Below are 18808 nucleotides of genomic sequence, written 5' to 3' on the forward strand. Positions count from 1 at the left end.
TACGGGCTTTCTGGGGTGCCACGCTCTGACCGACTGCAGAGAGGGTCGCCATAATCAGCACCGTCCGGTTCGGGTTCCTTTACCGGACCCTGCGGTCGCCCAGTGCCATGGGTGCAGGAGTCAACAAAACTGAGGTCATTCCCCTCTGCCTGGCGTCGCCCGTCTACTGAACTCGCTGCGGGAAGCGGACGCCTACTGCCTGGCCTGCTATCGAGGTGAGCCGTCAGCTAACCGGGGGCGTTTCACGTATGTCATCGAAAACGAGACCGCCGTTCGCGCTATGGAAGCTGACTGTGAAGCTCATCTTCCTGCCGTTGTCGGATGACACTCCAAGTGTGGAGCCCTTCGGGTTGGCCGCCAGGTTGTCATGGGCTGTTCCGGTGATGACTGCGCTGCCTTCAGTCGTGTCGCCGCTGACCTGTGCCGCGGTGTCCAGCGTCATCGTCCGTTGGAATGGGGCGGACTCGTTCGCCATGGCGATACCGGCCCTGATGCTGGACTGGTTGACGGCTTTTTCGGCAACGAAGAAGGGTTGCACCTTGGTTGTGGTGAACCATTGAGGTCCGCAGAGCGCAATGCCGTAGGCCTGAATCTGTAAGCCGGAAGCGAGTGTTGCGTAATCCCCGGGTGTGAGACTGCGGGCGCGGGCCTCATCGGCCGCCGAGGCATCGGCCCCTGCCATGCCCCACCGCCCGAGCCGGTCCACGAACGATGCCCCCAGAGCGTTTAGGCTCAGGCCCGAGCGGATTTGAAGGGCGGTTGCCCTGCCTGCGAGGTCTGGGGGTATCCCTGCGGCGCTCCAAGCAGCCGGTTCCTGCGCCAGGTCATTGGAAGTCGACGTCGCCGATATGGTGGGCGACGCGTTGGTCGATGAGCATCCTGCGACGGTTGCTGCTAACAAAGTCATTACGCAAAGCGCCCTGATCGTTCCCCTCGCAGCCAAAGGCGTGCCTCCGTTCATCCCTATCGGGAATCGCCTTGAATCCCGCCACGGCTGACACTATCGGATCACCGCAGGGATCCTCCTACCCGTAGCCTCCCAAAGAACCAATCGCCTGATGATCGCCGTGGAACAAGAGAGGCCTAAAGGCAGAGTGCCCTCAGTAGTTCGTTGATCTCGGTCATTCTTCCGCCCTTCACATCCACGAATGTAGCGCAACGGTCCCGCCTGCTGAATCACGCGAAGGCACGCTGAGGGATCCTCGAACGGGTCACTCCTGTGATCCAAAATTGATTCCGGGCAGCGGATTTTCAGCGGTATTGCGCCGTTCCGGTTCAGACGGATTCGTTCTGTCCTGACTCCGCAAGGGTGATGCCGGCGACAGACCAGTTCTCGCGGGGGAGCTCGTGCAAGTTCACCCGGATCGTGTCGGGACGGATTTCCATGACCTCAGCGTAAGTGGCCGTTAGCGCAGCCAGAAGCCGACGCTTCTTTTCAGTGGAGGAGGGGGATGCATTGAGAACCTGAATAAGCGGCATCCACAGATTCTGGCATCCTCCGCAGAGGAACGGCTGGATTCCGGACCGGGTTGATACGTCTCGAAGTGAGCAAACCGCCCGGCGACGGCCACCTTGGCCACTGGACCCGCGGCTAAACCGTCCCGTTCAGGGTTCCCTAAACGGAACGCCCGGGACGACGGTTCCAGAAACTAACTGCCTGCGTGCGACACACTTAGTCGGGTGGCAGACAGGTATAGGGCATGAGGCACCTTTCGCAAGCTCCTGACCGGGAGCACACCTTCAGACAGTTGTATGAAGTGGTCTACCCAGATCTCATTAGATTTGTTCAACGTCGCGCGCACCCAGACCACGCCGAAGACGTGGTTGCCGACGCGTTCTTGGTTGTGTGGCGCCGCCTCGATGAGCTGCCGGGCCGCCATGGGGACGCGAGAGCCTGGATCTTCGGCATCACGCGGAACATTTTGTTGAACACTCATCGAGGCGAACAGCGTCGCGTGGCACTCGGTGTTCGCCTCGCAGATGCCGCAGCTCTGACATATCTGGACGAAGACGCTGGCCCAATCGTGAATCGCGTGGACCTGGGCAGGGCGTGGCGCATACTCTCTGAGGTCCATCAGGAGGCATTGGGCCTCGTGGTCTTCGAAGACCTCAACGCACCGCAGGCAGCTGCCGTCCTCGGCATCTCCCCGGTCGCCTTCCGTCTGCGATTGAGCCGTGCCCGCCGGGCGCTTCGCCTCCTTCTGGAACACCTACCCCAGCCGTCCCGCACACCCGCTGCCTCTCTTGGAAGGACAACCACGCCATGACCCGCAATCAAGACATCGACACCCTGCTTCGGTCGCTGGACGCAGCGGACCACGGGGGCTCCGCCAATACCCAAAGGGCCCGCACCGATCTTCACCGCATCCTGTCCGCGGACCCATCATCGGTGCCATCACAGCGCCCGGCACTGACAACCGCCGCAGGCAAAGATCGTCAGCCTAGAGGAACCGGACGGAGCGCCCGCAGGTTCGCCGTTGTCGGAGGAATGGTGGCGGTAGTAACCGCCGGCACGATCATCCTGCCGTCGCTGTCAGGCGGGGATCCGGCATTTGCCAGCTGGACCTCCACCCCTACCGGCCTGACTGAAACGGAACGTGCCAGTGCGGTAGCCGAGTGCCGCGCATCCAAAAAGAACGTAGGGGGTGGAATGTACGCTGACGACGTCGACTCGGCTGAGGTGGCGATCGCTGAGCGGCGCGGCGTGTGGACCACTGTCGTGCTCACGGGCAAGGACGGGTTCTCGGCGCTGTGTATTACCGATGACTCTGTAAGCCTTTTTGGTAGGGGCACGACAGGCTCGGTAGGAAAGCCCGCCGGTTACGCCGTACCCGGACCACGTGAGTTGACCGCCACGGCTCTGGGTACCGGCACCATGAGCGCCGGCGACATATCCTTGGCCGCGGGTACTGCGGGCTCTGACATTGTCGGAGTCATCTATAAGAGCCGAACTCACGAGGACGTGACAGCAACCGTGTCCCAGGGACATTTCGCTCTTTGGCTGCCAGGAGACGAACTGCGGAACGCGTCGAGCGATGGCGTCGAGGTCGAAGTTACCTACCGAGACGGCACCACGGGAACGAGCCGCCTGACCCTCTAAGCAACCAGGCGTGTTCTCTGCAATGTCCCGTGGAAGGATCCTTCATTGGGACAAGAGGTAGCGCCGTTCCGGTCGGCCCGTCCCGTTCCCCAAGCTTCTGGATCAACTGCCAGATATAGCACTTCCAGGACGTCCACATGGGGAACGACGATCGAGAACGCCATTGCGCGGTCACTGATACGCACCATCAGAAGCAATGCGCCGTCCAGGGCAAGCGCTGATTCAATAGCGGGTAGCTTGTCCTCGAGCGATGGAATGACGGAGCTGATCCCGCCGCGCCGTAGCGCGAGCCCAAAGTTGGGCCGCATCGCGCGCAGATGCACTTCCCTGCTCCGCACGGATGGCTGGAAGCGGTGATGAATTCATCCGTAGATCGTGTCACGACAAGGACGGAGCTCTTCAATGTCATGGAGCACTTGGCGGACCGGACGCCTTACCACCCGTAAGCCGGTGGTTCAGCGGACGCCCTGGTGACCGCAGGGATTCTTCACCGGGCAGGGGTCCGGCTCAGTAGAGTGGAACGCATGAGTCTTGAATGGGAACAAGTAATTGTCGATTCGGCACGACCGGCTGAGCTTGGACTTTGGTGGGCCAAAGCTTTGGGTTGGGTCGTGACTTTGGAAGCTGACGATGAGTTCGAAATTCGTTCTGCACCGGACCGGTTGCCAGGGTTGGTCTTCGTGCCGGTGGCAGATTCGAAGGTAACAAAGAATCGTCTTCACCTCGATTTTCGGCCGGACGATCCAGCGGCCGAGGTCGAGCGGATGGTCGCTCTGGGTGCCCGCAGGGTCGATGTTGGTCAAGGCGAGCGGCCGTGGACTGTACTAGAGGATCCAGAAGGCAACGAGTTCTGCGTTCTGGGAGCCCGAAAGAAGGCCAGTACCGACAGTTGAAAGTTCGGACAAACCACGGGAGCGCCCGTCAACGGATCGGCTATCGGGACGTCACAGCAGGTCCAGCTAGTCGATGACTGTGCCGCGTAATGCCTGCCCCTGCGATCAGGCCCGAGGTCTTGGGCAAGGCAGCAGAGTGGCTCGGTTTAGGACGATTAGATACGGCGAACTTGGAGTCTTGCGTGGCTGCCCATCGAGGTAACCACGGCGGCTACGGCGGCGGCCAGGGCTGGAATGTAGAACCATCCGATGCTTGCGGAGCCGATGACTACGAAGACAACAAGAGCGACGGTGGTCGCGACCGATACCGGAGTCCGCGCGCGTCCTCGTATGAGTAGAGGTAGCGCGGTCAGGGCCACGGGGATGAGCAACGGCACGAAGATAGACGGCCCTACTGTTTCCAGCAGGGTCGGATGGCTAACCTGCTCTGGCCCACCCGACGTTAGTTTTACCTGGGTGTACATGGGAACCAGTAAGAGAATCAAGGACGCGATTATCGCGAGTGAGACAGCAAGGACTTGGCCAACATTCCAAGAACCCAGATGACGTTTCATATGACCCCCAGATGTAACTGTGTAGGTCAACGAAAGCACCGTTGGTGTGATTCCACTAGAGGCCATCACTTTGTGGTGCTGCTCGCGGAGGCGGAGCTAGTGTGCGGACAGGCCGGTTTTCCCGCGTGCGTCGCACAATTCGGTGTCGTTCAAGGGACCATCATCGACGCCATTTCGGAGCGGGATCTGGTGATCTGCGAGTCCCAATTGGAGTTGGTGAGTTGGCTGTTCGCGGACTTCGATGTGTCGGTGGGCCATATTGTGGCGCAACCGTTTCTGTTTAAGGCTGAAGTCGCCGGGGCGGTGCGCAGGCACATTCCGGACTATCTGCTGCCCGTCGACGTGGGGCCGCTGGTGGTGGAGTACTTCCCCGACCGCGCGGAGCAATCGCGCTCAGCGCCACCTCTCGTACCTGGTCAGGACCACGCCGCCGGGAAACGTCCGCGTCTCCACCAGGTTCAGGTTCACCCAGCTGTCGAGCGAGGTGAAGAACGGAGTGCCACCGCCCACCAGGACCGGATAGGTGGCGAGCACATATTCGTCGATCAGCCCGGCCCGCATGGCCGCCCCGGCGAGCGTTGCGCCGCCGACGCTCATCGGGCCGCCGTCCCCGGCCTTGAGCCGGGTGATCTCGGCGATCGCGTCACCGGTGACCAGGCGGGTGTTCCAGTCGACCTTGTCGATCGTCGAGGAGAACACCACCTTCGGAGTGTCCCGCCAGTTCCGCGCGAACTCGATCTCCGCCGGGGTGGCGTTGGGCTGCTGGTCGCCGGTCGGCCAGTAGGAGCTCATGGTCTCCCAGAGCTTGCGGCCGTACAGCGACAGGCTGCTAGCCCGCTCCTGGTCGAGCCACCACTGGAACAGTTCGTCGCTCGGCCCGCTCCAGCCGATGTCGTCGCCAGCCGCGGCGATGTAGCCGTCCAGGGTGAGATTCATGCCGTAGATCAGTTTCCGCACGGCGCCAGCCTTCCGTCTCGTAGTGGTCGAGGGCGTCATTGAACTCCGTTGTCCCGCACATGATCAGCAGCGTCCTGTCCCTCATGGAGCCACCGTAACTGCCAATGATCTGGATGCCATAGCCTTCGGTCAGCGTTTCAACTGAGCTGCCCGGTGAAGGATCCTTTAAAGAAACACGTCCCCGCTAAAGGCGCCTCCGTGCGGTCAACGCCGCAGGAATACTTCCATGACTTCTCATGACACTCACTTCGAGATCCCTTTCACTCCGGTACCGCGCAACTTTCCTGGGCACCAAATGCCGCTATCAGTACCTCACGGCATGCGACTCGAACTAAGCCGCTCACGCATCGTCAGCGGCAAGGAGCAGGCATTCGAGGAATGGATGAACATGCTCAATTCGCGACCGGATGAGCTGCAGCAAGGACTTTCGGCGGAGCGCGCGGTCTTTGAGGCGACATTCCGAAACGTCGAAGCCGACGGTTCAACGTGGATCTATCACCTAGCTTTAACGGGCGACGAAACGGGTGGGCTCGACGAGTCCATTCCCATCGATGCCGACCACGCAGCGTACAGCCGGAGCGTGAAAGAGCCGGGCTGGGAGGAACTCGAACCTCGCTTCATGCTCACTCCAAATCATCTCCTCGAAGCAATGAAACGCTGGGCCGCGACCGGGCGCGATTGAGATCAGGATCGCCCGCGTGCGACGCGGGCTCAAAATGGATGGGCTGCCCGCAAGCCGCTTGGCATGTTCACCTTCTGCAAACGTTAGAGTGCGGTGGATGTGTTTCGAGATTTAGGAGGGTGACAGTGCGGGCGGTTCTGTTAGGGGGAACGGGAGCCATGGGCGGCATGACAGCGTTGCGGCTCGCCAAAGCGGGGTGGAACGTGGACGTGACCGGCCGCAGTAGTTCGCGAATGCCTGTCGAGCTGTTACAGGCAGGGGTACGCTTCCACCAGATCGAGCGCAGCGACAGCAGCGGAATTGATGAGCTTGTGGGCGGCGGCGCGGATCTCCTGGTCGACCTTGTCGCATATACGGCCGCAGATGTCAGGGCCATCCTTCCGGTAATGGCCTTAGTGGCCAGCCCGGTGCTGGTGTCGAGTCGGGCGGTCTACACCGACGCTGCCGGCAGGCATGTTAACGGTGACGAGTCTCCCCAGTTTGAGGGGCCCATCCGCGAGGACGCTCCCACGCTTCCGCCCGCCGGGGACGATGTGAACCCTTTCAGCCGGGAAGGGTACGCGCCCTGTAAGGTCGCCGCCGAGCTTGCGGCACTCGACTCGGGCCTGCCGGTTACCGTGATCCGCCCTTCGAAGGTCCACGGCCCTTGGACCCGGCAGGCCCGCACACAGGGCATCGTTGAGTACATGCTCCGCGGGGAGCCGACCATAGAGCTGGCCGACCCGGACACTGTCGACCATCTCAGCGCAGCCGCCAATGTCGCGGCTCTGATCGAGACTCTCGCGGCGCACCCCGGGCCACGCATCCTGAACGCCGCCGATCCTGACACCCCTTCAGCTCTCCAAATAGTGCAGGCCATCGCTGCACAACTCGCATGGAGCGGGGCAATTGATCTGGTCCCGAACACGCCGGAGCGAGGGGAACACCCGTGGCGGACGCCAATGACTCTGGACACCACCGCGGCCCAGGAGCTGGGATACAAACCGGCCGGGAATGGCCTTGACCTACTCGCCGATGAAGTGGAATGGGTTCAGACCCAATCCAGCTAAGGAAGCCGTACCCGGACAGGGAAGTTGCAGTCGGTCGGCCCTGTGGGGCCACGGTGAGGTAGAAGCATGGGGCTCCCCAAACACCGTCCCGTAGACGACCCTCTTAGGACCATCCTGTGGCGTCTGCATGGGACGCTCGTTGCGGAACACTGTGGCGTGTCCGGCGGCCGATCTGGGACAGCTCGGCATGACTGGCAGAATGCCCTGATGCCCACGGACAAAAATGACTGCCTCTTTTGCCAAATAGTTAGTGGCGGCGTGCCCTCGAACATCGTCTTCGAGGACGAGCGCGTCTTCGCTTTTATGGACACGAGTCCTATAAATCCGGGCCACCTCTTGGTCATTCCCAAAGACCACGCCGCCTATCTTGAGGAACTGGACCAGGAAACGGGGGCGCATATGTTCCGCATAGGCCACAGACTCGCCAAAGCCGTGGACCACGTCGGCTAACTAGTGGACGATTCTCATCTCGTGCGAGGTCTGATTGAGTCGCCGTCCGCCGTCGGGAACGACCGTCACAATGTCCTCGATCCGTACGCCGAACCTGCCCGGCAGGTAGATTCCGGGTTCGATCGAGAAGCACATGCCGGGGTGGAGGATCTGGGTTTCGCCCTCGACCATGTACGGCGGCTCGTGAGTCGTCAGTCCGATTCCGTGCCCGACGCGGTGAATGAAGTAGTCGCCGTAGCCGGCTGCAGTGATCACCGCCCGGGACACGCGATCGATCTCCTGGCACTCGACGCCTGGCCGCACGGCCTCGAACCCGGCCTGCTGTGCGAGTCTGACGACGTCGTGAACCTCGCGCTCCTCGGCGGTGGGTTCGCCGACGTGCACGGTCCGCGTCGTGTCTGATCCGTAGCCGTGTTTGAGGCCGCCGAAGTCGAGCACCACCATGTCTCCGTCCTCGATGATCCGCGGGCCGATCTCGTGGTGAGGGTTGGCTCCATTCGGACCCGAACCGACGACGGTGAAGTCCACCTGCGAATGACCGAATTGGCGAAGTAGGACAGCGAGATCAGAGCCGACGTCGGTCTCGCTGCGCCCAGCGAACCGCACGGTGACGATCTTCTCGTAAGCCTGGCCTGCAGCCGCGCCGGCCGCCGCCAGCCGCTCGATCTCGTCGTCATCCTTGATCGCCCGAAGCATCGGCAGGGCGGTCGTCATCGAGACATAGGACGACTTGGGCAGTCGATCCTGCAGGCCGAGGAGGTGCATGGCCCAGGCCGAGTCGGAGACGGCATAACGTCCGGTGCCGGCCATCAGCGTCGCAGATTCCGTGTAGGGGTCGCTCCCGTCGGTCCAGTCGGTGATCCGCAGAATCGAGGCGCCGGCGGCCGCTTCCGCGTCGGGCCTCTCGAGCCTCGGAACGATCATGGCGGGCTCCGCGTCGACGGGGATCACGAGCATGGTGATGCGTTCAGTGATGGCCACGGGTGCATACCCGGTGAGGTATAGCAGGTCCGGTCCGGGAGTGACCAGGATGCCGTCGAGCCCGGCATCCTGGGCGGCGTGGGCTGCTCGCCGCAACCGCTCGGCGAAGTCATCGGCAGTGAACGGAGCGGGCTCGGAAAGGCTGCGATGATCACTCATGGTTCGCATTTTCATGCGCGGGGCACCCCTGGTCAACCCCTAAAGCAGCGGACTATTGGGACGGCTGCTCATCCACCGGGAAAGCGACTGCCTCGCCCACCACGCGAAGCCGCAGCTCCGTGCCGGGGCGGGCGATCGAGGCGTTCCAGTGCCGGATGGTGATGATTTCCCCGCCGCCGGGGTAGCGGTGGTCCGGGACGGCGCCGGCGGCAAGAACCGGCGGGACGGGGAGCTGGAGCCGCACCGTCGTCTCAGGGCCGAAGTAGTCGGTGTCTACCACTGTGCCTCGGATGGGGCCGTCCTCGGAAATGCGGATCTGCTCGGGCCGCAGCATCAGCTGGACCCGGCCCTGGGCCGGCGGTCGGCGCACGGGGATTCCGCCGAGCGAGCACGTGGCCAGGGACCCTTCCATCCAGGCATCCAGGATCACGGCATCGCCCAGGAATTCGGCGGTGGCACGGTCCGCCGGGCGGGTGTAGACGACGAAGGGGTTGCCGATCTGGGCCAGCCTGCCGCCGCGCATCACGGCCACCTGGTCGGCGAAGGACAGCGCCTCGGCCTGGTCATGCGTGACCAGGATTGTGGTCACGCCGGCGTCCTTCAGGACCTGGGCCACGGCGCGGCGAGTGGCCACCCGCAGGCCGGCGTCCAGGGCGGAAAACGGCTCGTCCAGCAGCATGAGCGCGGGCTTGCGGGCCAGCGCCCGGGCCAGGGCGACGCGCTGCTGCTGGCCGCCGGAGAGCTGGTGCGGGCGGCGCTTGGCCATTGCCGGGTCCAGAGAGACCATTTCTAGCAGCTCGCCGACCCGCGCCTTGACCCCGCGGTGCCCTCCGGGGAGCTGGGCGGCGTCCAGGCCAAAGGAGACGTTCTGCCCGACGGTCAGGTGCGGGAACAAGGCGCCGTCCTGGGCCACGTAGCCGACGTGGCGCTTGTGGGCGGGGACCCAGGCGTTCTCTCCCGCCACCTTGCTGCCGCCCAGCGAGATGCTGCCGGTGTCAGGGTGTTCGAAGCCGGCGATCAGGCGCAGGAGCGTGGTCTTTCCGGAGCCGGACGGTCCCACGATCGCCGTCGTTCCGCCCCTGGCGACGGAGAGGTTGACGCCCTTGAGGACGGCCTGGGACCCAAAGTTCTTGGTGACCGCGTCGATTTCCAGGTGGCTGTTGGTGCTGGTGGCCACGGAAGCCGCGATCCGAGGCTCGGGGAGACGCGAGGGGGCCTCACGCGACGGGTAAACATCGGTCACTGTCCGGCTACTTTCTTGGACTGCTGGAAGAGGAGGTAGGTCATGGGCGCCGAGATCAGGATCATCAGCAGCGCGTAGGGGGCGGCGCCAGCGTAATCGATCTCGCTGGCTTTGCTCCAGAACTCGGTGGCGAGTGTACGCGTCCCGTTGGGCGAGAGCAGCAGGGTGGCCGTGAGCTCGTTGACAATCCCCAGGAACACCAGGGCCGCGCCACCGGCCGCGGCGGGGGCCGTCAGGCGCAGCGTCACGCGCAGGAAGGCCAGCAGCGGCGGCTTGCCGAGCACCTGGGCGGCCTCGTCGAGTTCCTTCGGTGCCTGGGACAGCCCCGAGCGGATGTTCACGAGGGCCCGGGGGAGGAACAACAGCACATAGGCCGCGATGAGCAGCGCTGAGGTCTGGTACAGGCTGGGCGCCATCCGGATGCTCACGGTCACGAAGGCCAGGCCCACCACAATCCCGGGCATGGAGCTGGTGATGTAGTTGGACAGCTCCAGGGACTTACTGAACCAGCCGGGACGCCGCACGGCCAGATAGGCCATGGGGAACGCGACCACGGTGGTGACGACGGCCGCCGCAAGGCCATAGGCCAGGGTCTGCAGGAGGGCCGGCATGAATTCCTCGGCTGCCCAGATTTCCGGGCCGCCGGCGACGATCCAGCGCAGCACAAAGGTCAGCGGCAGGCCGAACGCCAGCCCGGTGAGGGCGAACAAGGACAGCTGGGCGGGGAACTGGTAGGCGTGCAGGGGCAGGCGCAGGGCGCGCGCCTGGGCACCCGAGCCGATCCTGGCGTACCGGGCGCTGCCGCGGCTGCGGACCTCCACGAGCAGCAGGATCAGGCACAGGAACACCAGGACGCTGGCCAGCATGTTCCCGGCGGTTCCGTTGAACGTGGACTGGTACTGCACCATGATCGCGGTGGTGAAGGTGTCGAAGCGGATCATCGCGAACGCCCCGTATTCGGCCAGCAGGTGCAGCGCGACCAGCAGCCCGCCGCCGGTCATGGCGATGCGCAGCTGCGGCAGCACCACGCGGAAGAACGCGCGCCAGGCGCCGAGCCCGAGGGAGGCTGCGGACTGTTCGATCGCCGGGTCCAGGCGGCTGAGCGTCGCTGCGGCCGGGATGTACACGAGCGGGAAGTAGGACAGGGTGGCGATCAGGACCCCGGACCAGAGCCCGCCGAGGGAGGGCACCGCGGAAACCCAGGCGTAGCTGTTGACGAAGGCGGGGATGGCAAGCGGAGCGGCGAGCAGCACGGCCCACCACTTCCGGCCCACGAGGTTGGTGCGTTCGACCAGCCACGCGCCGCCGACACCCAGGACCAGGCACAGCGGCACCGTCACCACGGTCAGCAGCACGGTGTTCAGCAGGAGTTCGCCCACGCGCGGTCGGATGATCAGGGCGGCGGCGGTGTCCCAGCCGGTGGAGGCCGTCATGAAGACCACGTAGGCCAGGGGCACCAGGGAAAACAGGGTGATCAGAACCGCAATGATGGATACGACAGAGACGCCGAAAGGCGGGCGGGGGCGTTTGCCCCTGCCCGCCGTCGTCGTGTCCGTCGTGTCCGTCGTCTTCTCGCCCGATGGACCGGGGACCGCCAGCTTGCTAGTCACTGCTGCTACAGCAGTCCTGCCTGGGTCATCAGTTCGGTGACCTTGGCGGAATTGAGCTTGGCGGGATCCACTGTGGGTGCCTGCAGCTCCTTGAGCGGAACCAGCTTGTCGTTGGACGGGACGCCCGAGGCGACGGCGTATTCGAAGGAGGTGCCCTTCTGCAGCACTTCCTGGCCCTTCTTGCCGGTGATGAACTTCAGGAAGGACTGGGCCGCTGCGGCGTTCTTCGAGGACTTCAGCACGCCGCCGCCGGAGATGGAGACGAATGCGCCGGGGTCCTGGTTTTTGAAGTAGAACGGCGTGACGTTGTTGGAGTTCTCGCCGGTCTTGGCCTGGTCGCCGTAGTAGTAGTAGTGGTAGATCAGGGCGGCGTCCACTTCGCCGGCATTGACGGCCTTCATGGCTGTGCTGTTGCCCTTGTAGGCCTTGGAGTTCTCTTTCATGCCCTTGAGCCATGCCTGCGTGGCGGCTTCGCCCTTGAGTTCCAGCAGTGCCGAGACGATCGCCTGGAAGTCGGCGCCCGACGGGGAAGCGGCCCACTTGCCCTTCCACTCGGGGTTGGCCAGATCCAGCATGGACTTGGGCAGCTTGTCGGCGCTGATCTTCTTCTTGTCATAGACCAGCACGGTGGAGCGGGCAGCGATGCCGGTCCACTTGTTGGTGGAGGGGCGGAATTCGGCGGGGACCTGGTCCACGGTGGCCTTGTCCACGTCCGCAAAGAGGCCGGCGTTTTCCACCTGGGCCATGGCGGGTGAGTTCTCGGTGAGGAAGACATCCGCCGGTGAGGCCTGGCCTTCCTGGACGATCTGGTTGGACATTTCGGTGTCGTCGCCCTGGCGCACGGTGACCTTGATGCCGGTTTCCGCCGTGAAGGCGTCTACCCACTCTTTGGTCAGGGACTCGTGCTGGGCGTTATAGACCGTGATCTCGCCGGCGCCCGCTGCACTGCTGCCAGCCGGGGCAGTCGAACCGGAACCGCAGGCGGCCAGGCCCAGGGCGGCGGTAGCGGCCAGGGCGATGCCCGCCAGTGCGTTGTTGCGGATCTTCATGGGGCTACTTTCTGCAAGGAATTCGTCGTCGGTGCCCTGACCCCCGTGAGCGGGGAAGTTAGGGCATGCTCACTACGAACGACTGTAGGTTAGCCAAACCTAAGCGACCAACCTGAAGCCCCATTAAGTGACGAGTATCACATGAATTACGAAACTGTTGCGTGACCTAATTGCTGCAGGTTAGAGAGCGGGCGCCGAAGCGACCAATGCGGCCGCCTCCAGCACCATCCAGGCCTGGAGCTGTGTGGACAGCTCGACGGCGGCGCCCTCCGGGTAGCTGCGGCGTGCCGGCAGTTCGGTGCGGTCCGAGAAGACCAGGTGGCTGCCAGGGCGCGCGAGGCGGTCCTGCGCCGGGAGGATCCGGCGGCCTTCCCAGAGGGCGTCGGCTGTATCGTTCACGAGTGCCGCCGCCGTGGCCCGGGTTTCGGCGGGCAGCCGTTCGTCGATGGCGGCAAGGGCCAGGTAGCGGACGAGGATCCCGGTGAAGAGTCCGCCGTCGCCCGTTCCCTCGCAGCGCAACACCGCAGCGGTGCGCCCCAGCAGTGGGGCCGGATGCGTGAGGTTGCCCGCCACGGCGTCCACCAGCGCGGCCGCACGTTCGAGGTTCGCCTCGCCCCCAAGTTCCAGCAGGGCCCCGAGGACTGGCCCCTGGTTATAGGTGTAGATGGTCTCTTCCATCACCACGTCACCCGTCCCGGAAATCCGCAGGCCGTCCCGGTAGAGGCCCTGTCCAGGCTCGTAGAGCTTGGCGTCCAGCCAGTCCAGCAGGGCCTGCGCCTTGGCCCGGTTGCCCGTCCGAGCGTAGTAGAGGGCCACGGGAGCGGTGGCGGGCGTGTTCTTGAAATCGCGCTTCGTGCTCCAGAAGGTGCCGCCGCCCAGCTCGTCCGTGGAGGCGGAGTCGAACTGCAGGGTCAGGCTCTGCAGGACCTTGGCGTTGCGCTCCCGGCCCGTGAGTTTGCGGGTGTCCTCGGCGAGTTTGTCCAGCCGGAGCGTGGCCAGGGCCAGCCAGGCCATGTCGTCGTAGTAGTTATTGACCACCGTGAGGAAGTTGCGCAGCCGGATGCCCGTGACGAGCCGGGAGGCGAGGTGGCCGGCGCTGGGCCGGTTCTCGCCGTCGAACTTGGCCCCTGGACGCCCGGGCGAGCCCAGTTCCCGGCGGCCGGCGTCCACGAGGCAGTCCAGGTAGTGTGCCTGCCACCAGTAGTGCCAGGGGCGGGACAGGTTCTTTAGCCGTCCGGACGGCCGGAGGATCGCGGCGATGTGGGTCCCCGGCAGGAAGAAGAGCCGCTGGCCAAAAAGCCGGGTCACCGAGCGGGCGGCCTCATCTGCGCGGAAGGACCAGTTGGGGGCGGAGGCGTCGGCTCGGGTCATGACCCAAGCCTAATCGCGGGAGACGGTCCGGACCGCGAACCTGACCGCGCCTTCCTCATGTGTGCGCCCAAAGGTGCGGATTGCCCGCATTCCAGTTAACATTCACTAACTAATGTTCCCCCCGGGCCGCTGCTTCAGGCGCCGCCCGCGTCGCGGCTTCGCGGCCGGGGTTCGGTTCCACATCAAGGAGGATGGATGGACATCAAGGGTACTGTCGCGCTGATCACGGGCGGGGCCTCGGGTCTCGGAGCTGCCACGGCCAGGCGCCTCTTCGACGCCGGTGCCTCGGTGGTGCTCGTGGACCTGCCGGGTTCCGCCGGGGACGCCTTTGCCGCGGAACTGACCGCCTCCGCCGCAGGCGAGGGTGCCGCCGCCGGTGCGCCGGCCGCCGCCGGTGCGAAGGCCGGAGTCGGCCGCACAGCCGTCTTTGTCCCCGCCGACGTCACGGACGAGGCGCAGGTGCAGGCCGCCGTCGATGCCGCCGCCGCGCTTGGCCCGCTGCGCATCGTGGTCAACTGCGCGGGGATCGCGACCCCCGGCAAGGTCCTGGGCCGCGAGGGCGTGCTCCCGCTGGAGGCCTTCAACCGCGTCATCCAGATCAACCTCGTGGGCACCTTCAACGTGATCCGCCTCGCCGCGGCCGCAATGGCAGCCACCGAGCCCGCCGCCACCGAACTCGGCGGTCCGGAACGTGGCGTCATCATCAACACCGCATCCGTTGCCGCGTTCGACGGCCAGATCGGCCAGCCCGCCTACGCGGCCTCCAAGGGCGCGGTCGCCGCCATGACGTTGCCGATCGCCCGCGAACTCGCGCGCTCGCTGATCCGGGTGGTCACCATTGCACCGGGCATCTTCGAGACTCCCATGATGGCCGGACTGCCACAGGAGGCGCAGGACTCCCTGGGCCAACAGGTGCCGCATCCCTCGCGGCTGGGCCGCCCCGCTGAATACGCGAACCTCGCCGCGCACATAGTGGAGAACGCCATGCTCAACGGCGAGACGATCCGCCTCGACGGCGCCATTCGGATGGGTCCGAAATGACCAGTTCCGAAATGACCGGGACAGGGTTGGCCGCCACGGCCGCACCGTCTGTGGCCGCGCCGTCTGTGGCGGGGCTGCCCACGGCGGACTTCTTCGACTACGAATCCCTGCTCAGCGCGGCGGAGCGGGCCAAACTGGCGCAGCTGCGGGAGTTCCTGGCTGCCGAGGTCGCCCCGTTTGCCACGGACTGGTGGAACAAGGCCGAGTTCCCGGCCCACATCCTGCCGAAGCTGGCCGCCTTGGAGTTGAGCGCCCCCGCCCAGCGCGGCTACAGCAACCTGTTCGCCGGAATCGTCATCGCCGAGATGACCCGGGTGGACACCTCGCTCGCCACCTTCTTCCTGGTCCACCACGACCTCTTTGTGGAGTCGCTCTACGGCTTCGGCTCCGAGGAGCAGAAGGCGCGCCTGCTCGAGGACGCGGCGAACCTGCGCACCACCGGCGCCTTTGCCCTCACCGAACCGGACCACGGCTCGGACGTTGCCGGCGGCATGGAAACCCGGGCCCGGCGGGTCCCGGGCGGCGCGGCCGACGGCGGCGACGCCTGGGTGCTCAACGGCGCCAAGCGCTGGATCGGCAACGGGACGTTTTGCGACTACATGCTCGTCTGGGCCCGGGACGAGGCCGACGGCGGCATTCGCGGCTTCATCGTCGACGCCACCTTGCCCGGGGTGCACCGGAGCCGGATCGAAAACAAGATTGCCCTGCGCACGGTGCAGAACGCGGACATCGTCTTCACCGACGTCACCGTGGCCGAAACGGACCGCTTCGCCGGCATCAGCAGCTTCGAGGACACCAACGAGCTCCTGCGCGGTTCCCGGATCATGGTGGCCTGGCAGGGCGTGGGGCAGCAGCTCGCGGCGTTCGACGTCGCCAGGCAGTACGCCGTCGAACGCCAGCAGTTCGGCCGCCCGCTGGCGAAGTTCCAGCTGGTCCAGCAGCAGCTGGTGACCATGCTCGGCAACGCCGTGGCCAGTATGGGCATGATGGTCCGGGTCGCGCAGCTGCAGGACCAGGGCGCGGCGGACATGCCGCAGGTGGCCCTCGCGAAGTCCTATGTCAGCGCCCGGATGCGCGAAACCGTGGCGATGGGCCGGTCCCTACTGGGCGGCAACGGGATCGTTACCGACTACCGGATGGCCAAGATCTTCTCCGACGCCGAGGCCATCTACACCTACGAGGGCTCGTTCGAGATCAACACCCTGATCACGGGACGCGCCGTCACGGGCGTGTCCGCGATCGTCTAGGACTCGTCTAGAAGATCCCGGGTTCCTTCTCGCCGGCCGCGATCCGGTAGTCCAGGCTGTTGTTCTTCACCGGCATGGGGCAGGTGCCGTACGGAGTGAAGGCGCTGGGGTAGTTGATGGCCCGGTTGAAGTCCAAGACCACCGTTCCATCAGGGCGGGGTTTTGCGGTGGAGACCTTCCGCCACTCGTCCGTGCTTTCTCCATTGGTCTCGTCGTGGAACGTGACCGTCAGGGCGCCGAGCTTCTCCTCCTCGGCTTGCAGGTGGAACTCGTGCTCCATGCCCGGAAGCCGGAAGACCAGCTCGCCGACCGAGCGGTGGACCCCGTCCACGAGCGGGTTTGCGGTGCCGATCGGCACGTCCACCGGCTCGGGATATGGCACGAACCGGGCCTCGATGACCAGGTCCGGGCGGAAGTCGAAGGTGGGCACGCCGTCGAACTCAGTGAACGCCGGGGACTGGGAGTCGCGCGTGCGGATGGCGTACTTGTCCGCCCGCATGGCGAGCTCCACCACCACCTGGCGGCCGTCGTCGCCGCCGTACTGGACCCACATCAGTGATTCCTCGTCCGAGAGCACGGCGCTGATGGTGCCGTCCACGGGTTCGCCGGTGTCCACGAGGGTCAGGCCGTCGGACGCGGCGGCGGTGAGGAACGCCGTCGTGCCGTCCGTGGACCAGAGCCCGGGGGCGAGCTCGACGGCGGCCGGCCGGTCCTCGAGCCACTGGAACGAGGTCAGCGTCAGCCAGCCGTGGTCGCTGGCGAGGGCCGCGTTCCGGCTGTTCCGGAAGCGCTGCCAGCGGGCAAGCTGCGGGTCGGCCGCGGGCTCAATGGTGTTCATGCGTTCCTCCAGGGTTTCCTTCGGGGCCTCGTCCGGGGCTGCGTCCGGTGGGGGAATTGATGAGGCTGGCCGCCACGAGTTGGGCTGCCGTGGCCTTCGCCGCGCTAGCGGCGTCCGGGTCGCCGTCGAGCACGCCGCTGGCCAGTCCGCCGTCGAGCAGCAGGGTCAGGCTGCGGGCCAGCTGGTCCGGGTCCCGGGCTCCGGCGCGCGCGGACAGGTCCCGGATCCAGGCACGGACCTGCTGCTTGTGGGCCACGGTCCGGTCGTGGACCCGAGTGCCGGCGACCGACTCGGCGGCTGCGTTGATGAAGGCGCAGCCGCGGTAGCCGTCGCGCCGGCAGGCGGTTGTCAGGGCATCGAACAGGCCCACGAGCTGCGCGGCCGGGTCTTCGCCGGCGGCGTCGGCGGCGGCGTGCAGCTGCCCGGTCCAGATGCCGTCCACCCTCTCCAGATAGGCCAGGATGAGGTCGTCCTTGGCCGGAAAGTACTTGTAGAACGTGGCTTTCGCGACGCCGGACTCGGCGATGATGGTGTCGATGCCGGCGGCCCGGAAGCCGTGCGCGTAGAAGAGCCGGAAGGCCGTGGCCAAGATTTTCTCTCTGGCTTGCCCGGCGGGGGTGCGGGCAGCCGGCGGGGCAGTGGCTGCTTGCGAGGTCATGGCTCAATCGTACACAGACAAGTCTGTCTACGTCCCGTCGCCAACCCTGCCGGCCTGTCCGCCAACCCCGACGGCCTGTCCGGGCTTACTGCCGTGCGGCCAGTCCCGGCACCTTTCGATTTGCGGGAGGGGCTTCCTCATTGCCGTAGACAGGTCTGTCTGATAGCGTCTTGCTCACACGTAGACGAACCTGTCTACCCCACTGCTTGAGAACGAGGACGCCATGAAAATTGCAGTACTGGGAACCGGCATGGCGGGACGCACTATTGCCGGCGCGCTGGCGGGACTGGGCCACGACGTCGTGATCGGCACCCGCGATCCGCAGGCCACGCTCGCCCGCACCGAACCGGACATGATGGGCGCCCCGCCGTTCGCCCAGTGGCATGCGGCGAACACCGGAATCGGCCTCGCCGCCTTTGCCGACGCCGCGGCCGACGCCGAGCTGATCGTCAACGCCACCAACGGTGGCGGCTCCCTGGCGGCACTGTCCGCAGCGGGCTCCGGGAACCTCGCCGGCAAGATCATCATGGACATCGCCAACCCGCTGGACTTCTCGCAGGGCATGCCGCCGTCGCTGAACCCGGTGAACACGGACAGCCTCGGCGAGCAGATCCAGCGGGCCTTCCCCGAGGCCCGGGTGGTGAAAACCCTGAACACCATGAATGCCTCGGTGATGGTGGATCCGGCCCGCGTGGCCGGCGGCGACCACTCGGTCTTCGTCTCCGGGGACGATGCCGATGCCAAGGCGGCCGTGACGGTACTCCTCAAGGATTTCGGCCACCGCGACGTGATTGACCTCGGGGACATCACGAGTGCCCGCGGCGCGGAAATGATCCTCCCAATCTGGCTGCGGGTCTGGGGCGCACTGGGCACCGGCGACTTCAACTTCAAGATCGCGCGCTAAGCCCTCCACTCAACTGACTCGC

General features: G+C 65.4%; 20 protein-coding genes. 9 read left to right on the plus strand and 11 right to left on the minus strand.

Translation table 11 applies throughout. The annotated features are described in order from the left end of the window. Nucleotides 1-223: 223 nt before the first annotated feature. Both BLS42_RS14665 and BLS42_RS14670 read right to left on the minus strand, forming a co-directional pair. The gene (locus BLS42_RS14665; protein ID WP_143019205.1) at nt 224-907 is read right to left on the minus strand and encodes a hypothetical protein; all 684 of its coding nucleotides are present in this window, start codon (nt 905-907) and stop codon (nt 224-226) included. A 368-nt stretch (nt 908-1275) separates the two neighbouring features. Next, complete coding sequence (locus BLS42_RS14670) at nt 1276-1479, minus strand: tautomerase family protein (RefSeq protein WP_090582403.1); 204 nt, start codon at nt 1477-1479, stop codon at nt 1276-1278. 221 nt (nt 1480-1700) lie between these two features. Between BLS42_RS14670 and BLS42_RS14675 the strand changes: the two genes are divergently transcribed. Together BLS42_RS14675 and BLS42_RS20020 are read left to right on the plus strand one after the other, a co-directional pair. Next, nucleotides 1701-2267, plus strand: a complete 567-nt coding sequence (locus BLS42_RS14675) for an RNA polymerase sigma factor (protein WP_090582406.1) — start codon at nt 1701-1703, stop codon at nt 2265-2267. Beyond that, complete coding sequence (locus tag BLS42_RS20020; protein WP_143019206.1) at nt 2264-3100, plus strand: hypothetical protein; 837 nt, start codon at nt 2264-2266, stop codon at nt 3098-3100. The genes BLS42_RS14675 and BLS42_RS20020 overlap by 4 nt, the downstream gene beginning before the upstream one ends. On the opposite strand, the gene BLS42_RS20025 is transcribed toward BLS42_RS20020, so the two are convergent. Next, entirely contained in the window at nt 3097-3423 is a 327-nt protein-coding gene (locus BLS42_RS20025; protein WP_143019207.1) for a hypothetical protein, read from the minus strand. The two genes, BLS42_RS20020 and BLS42_RS20025, sit on opposite strands and share 4 nt — an antisense overlap. 201 nt (nt 3424-3624) lie before the next feature. Between BLS42_RS20025 and BLS42_RS14685 the strand changes: the two genes are divergently transcribed. Beyond that, entirely contained in the window at nt 3625-3993 is a 369-nt protein-coding gene (locus tag BLS42_RS14685) for a VOC family protein (protein WP_090582409.1), read from the plus strand. A gap of 947 nt (nt 3994-4940) precedes the next feature. Here BLS42_RS14685 and BLS42_RS14690 read toward each other — a convergent pair. Beyond that, nucleotides 4941-5504: a dihydrofolate reductase family protein gene (locus BLS42_RS14690; protein ID WP_090582411.1), complete on the minus strand. Its 564-nt coding sequence runs from the start codon at nt 5502-5504 to the stop codon at nt 4941-4943. 226 nt (nt 5505-5730) lie between these two features. On the opposite strand from BLS42_RS14690, the gene BLS42_RS14695 reads away from it, so the two are divergent. The 3 genes from BLS42_RS14695 to BLS42_RS14705 all read left to right on the plus strand — a co-directional run bounded on the left by BLS42_RS14695 (nt 5731) and on the right by BLS42_RS14705 (nt 7685). Continuing rightward, the gene (locus BLS42_RS14695; protein ID WP_090582413.1) at nt 5731-6186 is read left to right on the plus strand and encodes a DUF6176 family protein; all 456 of its coding nucleotides are present in this window, start codon (nt 5731-5733) and stop codon (nt 6184-6186) included. A 125-nt stretch (nt 6187-6311) separates the two neighbouring features. After that, nucleotides 6312-7235 carry an NAD-dependent epimerase/dehydratase family protein gene (locus tag BLS42_RS14700; RefSeq protein WP_371129586.1) on the plus strand — a complete coding sequence of 308 codons (924 nt, stop codon included), beginning with the start codon at nt 6312-6314 and terminating at the stop codon, nt 7233-7235. A gap of 207 nt (nt 7236-7442) precedes the next feature. After that, on the plus strand, nt 7443-7685 hold the full coding sequence (locus tag BLS42_RS14705) for an HIT family protein (RefSeq protein WP_090582415.1): 243 nt from the start codon (nt 7443-7445) through the stop codon (nt 7683-7685). Here the strand turns inward: BLS42_RS14705 and BLS42_RS14710 are convergent, their stop codons facing one another. The 5 genes from BLS42_RS14710 to BLS42_RS14730 form a co-directional block, all read right to left on the minus strand. Then, on the minus strand, nt 7686-8825 hold the full coding sequence (locus BLS42_RS14710; protein WP_090582417.1) for a M24 family metallopeptidase: 1140 nt from the start codon (nt 8823-8825) through the stop codon (nt 7686-7688). 52 nt (nt 8826-8877) lie between these two features. Next, nucleotides 8878-10068 carry an ABC transporter ATP-binding protein gene (locus BLS42_RS14715; protein ID WP_256336483.1) on the minus strand — a complete coding sequence of 397 codons (1191 nt, stop codon included), beginning with the start codon at nt 10066-10068 and terminating at the stop codon, nt 8878-8880. Next, nucleotides 10065-11678, minus strand: a complete 1614-nt coding sequence (locus BLS42_RS14720; RefSeq protein ID WP_176803444.1) for an ABC transporter permease — start codon at nt 11676-11678, stop codon at nt 10065-10067. The genes BLS42_RS14715 and BLS42_RS14720 overlap by 4 nt, the downstream gene beginning before the upstream one ends. 5 nt (nt 11679-11683) lie before the next feature. Beyond that, nucleotides 11684-12727 (minus strand): iron ABC transporter substrate-binding protein, encoded by a 1044-nt coding sequence (locus tag BLS42_RS14725; RefSeq protein WP_090582422.1) that lies wholly within the window; start codon nt 12725-12727, stop codon nt 11684-11686. A gap of 180 nt (nt 12728-12907) precedes the next feature. Continuing rightward, complete coding sequence (locus BLS42_RS14730; protein WP_090582424.1) at nt 12908-14098, minus strand: glycoside hydrolase family 76 protein; 1191 nt, start codon at nt 14096-14098, stop codon at nt 12908-12910. A gap of 195 nt (nt 14099-14293) precedes the next feature. Here BLS42_RS14730 and BLS42_RS14735 point away from each other — a divergent pair, with 195 nt between their 5' ends. Continuing rightward, nucleotides 14294-15139, plus strand: a complete 846-nt coding sequence (locus BLS42_RS14735) for an SDR family NAD(P)-dependent oxidoreductase (RefSeq protein WP_090582426.1) — start codon at nt 14294-14296, stop codon at nt 15137-15139. 11 nt (nt 15140-15150) lie between these two features. After that, entirely contained in the window at nt 15151-16386 is a 1236-nt protein-coding gene (locus BLS42_RS14740) for an acyl-CoA dehydrogenase family protein (RefSeq protein ID WP_090582576.1), read from the plus strand. 7 nt (nt 16387-16393) lie between these two features. On the opposite strand, the gene BLS42_RS14745 is transcribed toward BLS42_RS14740, so the two are convergent. Both BLS42_RS14745 and BLS42_RS14750 read right to left on the minus strand, forming a co-directional pair. Next, on the minus strand, nt 16394-17224 hold the full coding sequence (locus tag BLS42_RS14745; protein ID WP_090582428.1) for a DUF1684 domain-containing protein: 831 nt from the start codon (nt 17222-17224) through the stop codon (nt 16394-16396). Next, complete coding sequence (locus tag BLS42_RS14750; RefSeq protein ID WP_256336485.1) at nt 17211-17882, minus strand: TetR/AcrR family transcriptional regulator; 672 nt, start codon at nt 17880-17882, stop codon at nt 17211-17213. Before BLS42_RS14750 ends, BLS42_RS14745 begins: the two co-directional genes overlap by 14 nt. Before the next feature lie 223 nt (nt 17883-18105). On the opposite strand from BLS42_RS14750, the gene BLS42_RS14755 reads away from it, so the two are divergent. Next, entirely contained in the window at nt 18106-18786 is a 681-nt protein-coding gene (locus BLS42_RS14755) for an NADPH-dependent F420 reductase (protein WP_090582430.1), read from the plus strand. The last annotated feature ends 22 nt before the right edge of the window (nt 18787-18808 follow it).

This window comes from Arthrobacter sp. ov407, assembly GCF_900102895.1.
In the GTDB taxonomy this organism is placed as follows: domain Bacteria; phylum Actinomycetota; class Actinomycetes; order Actinomycetales; family Micrococcaceae; genus Arthrobacter.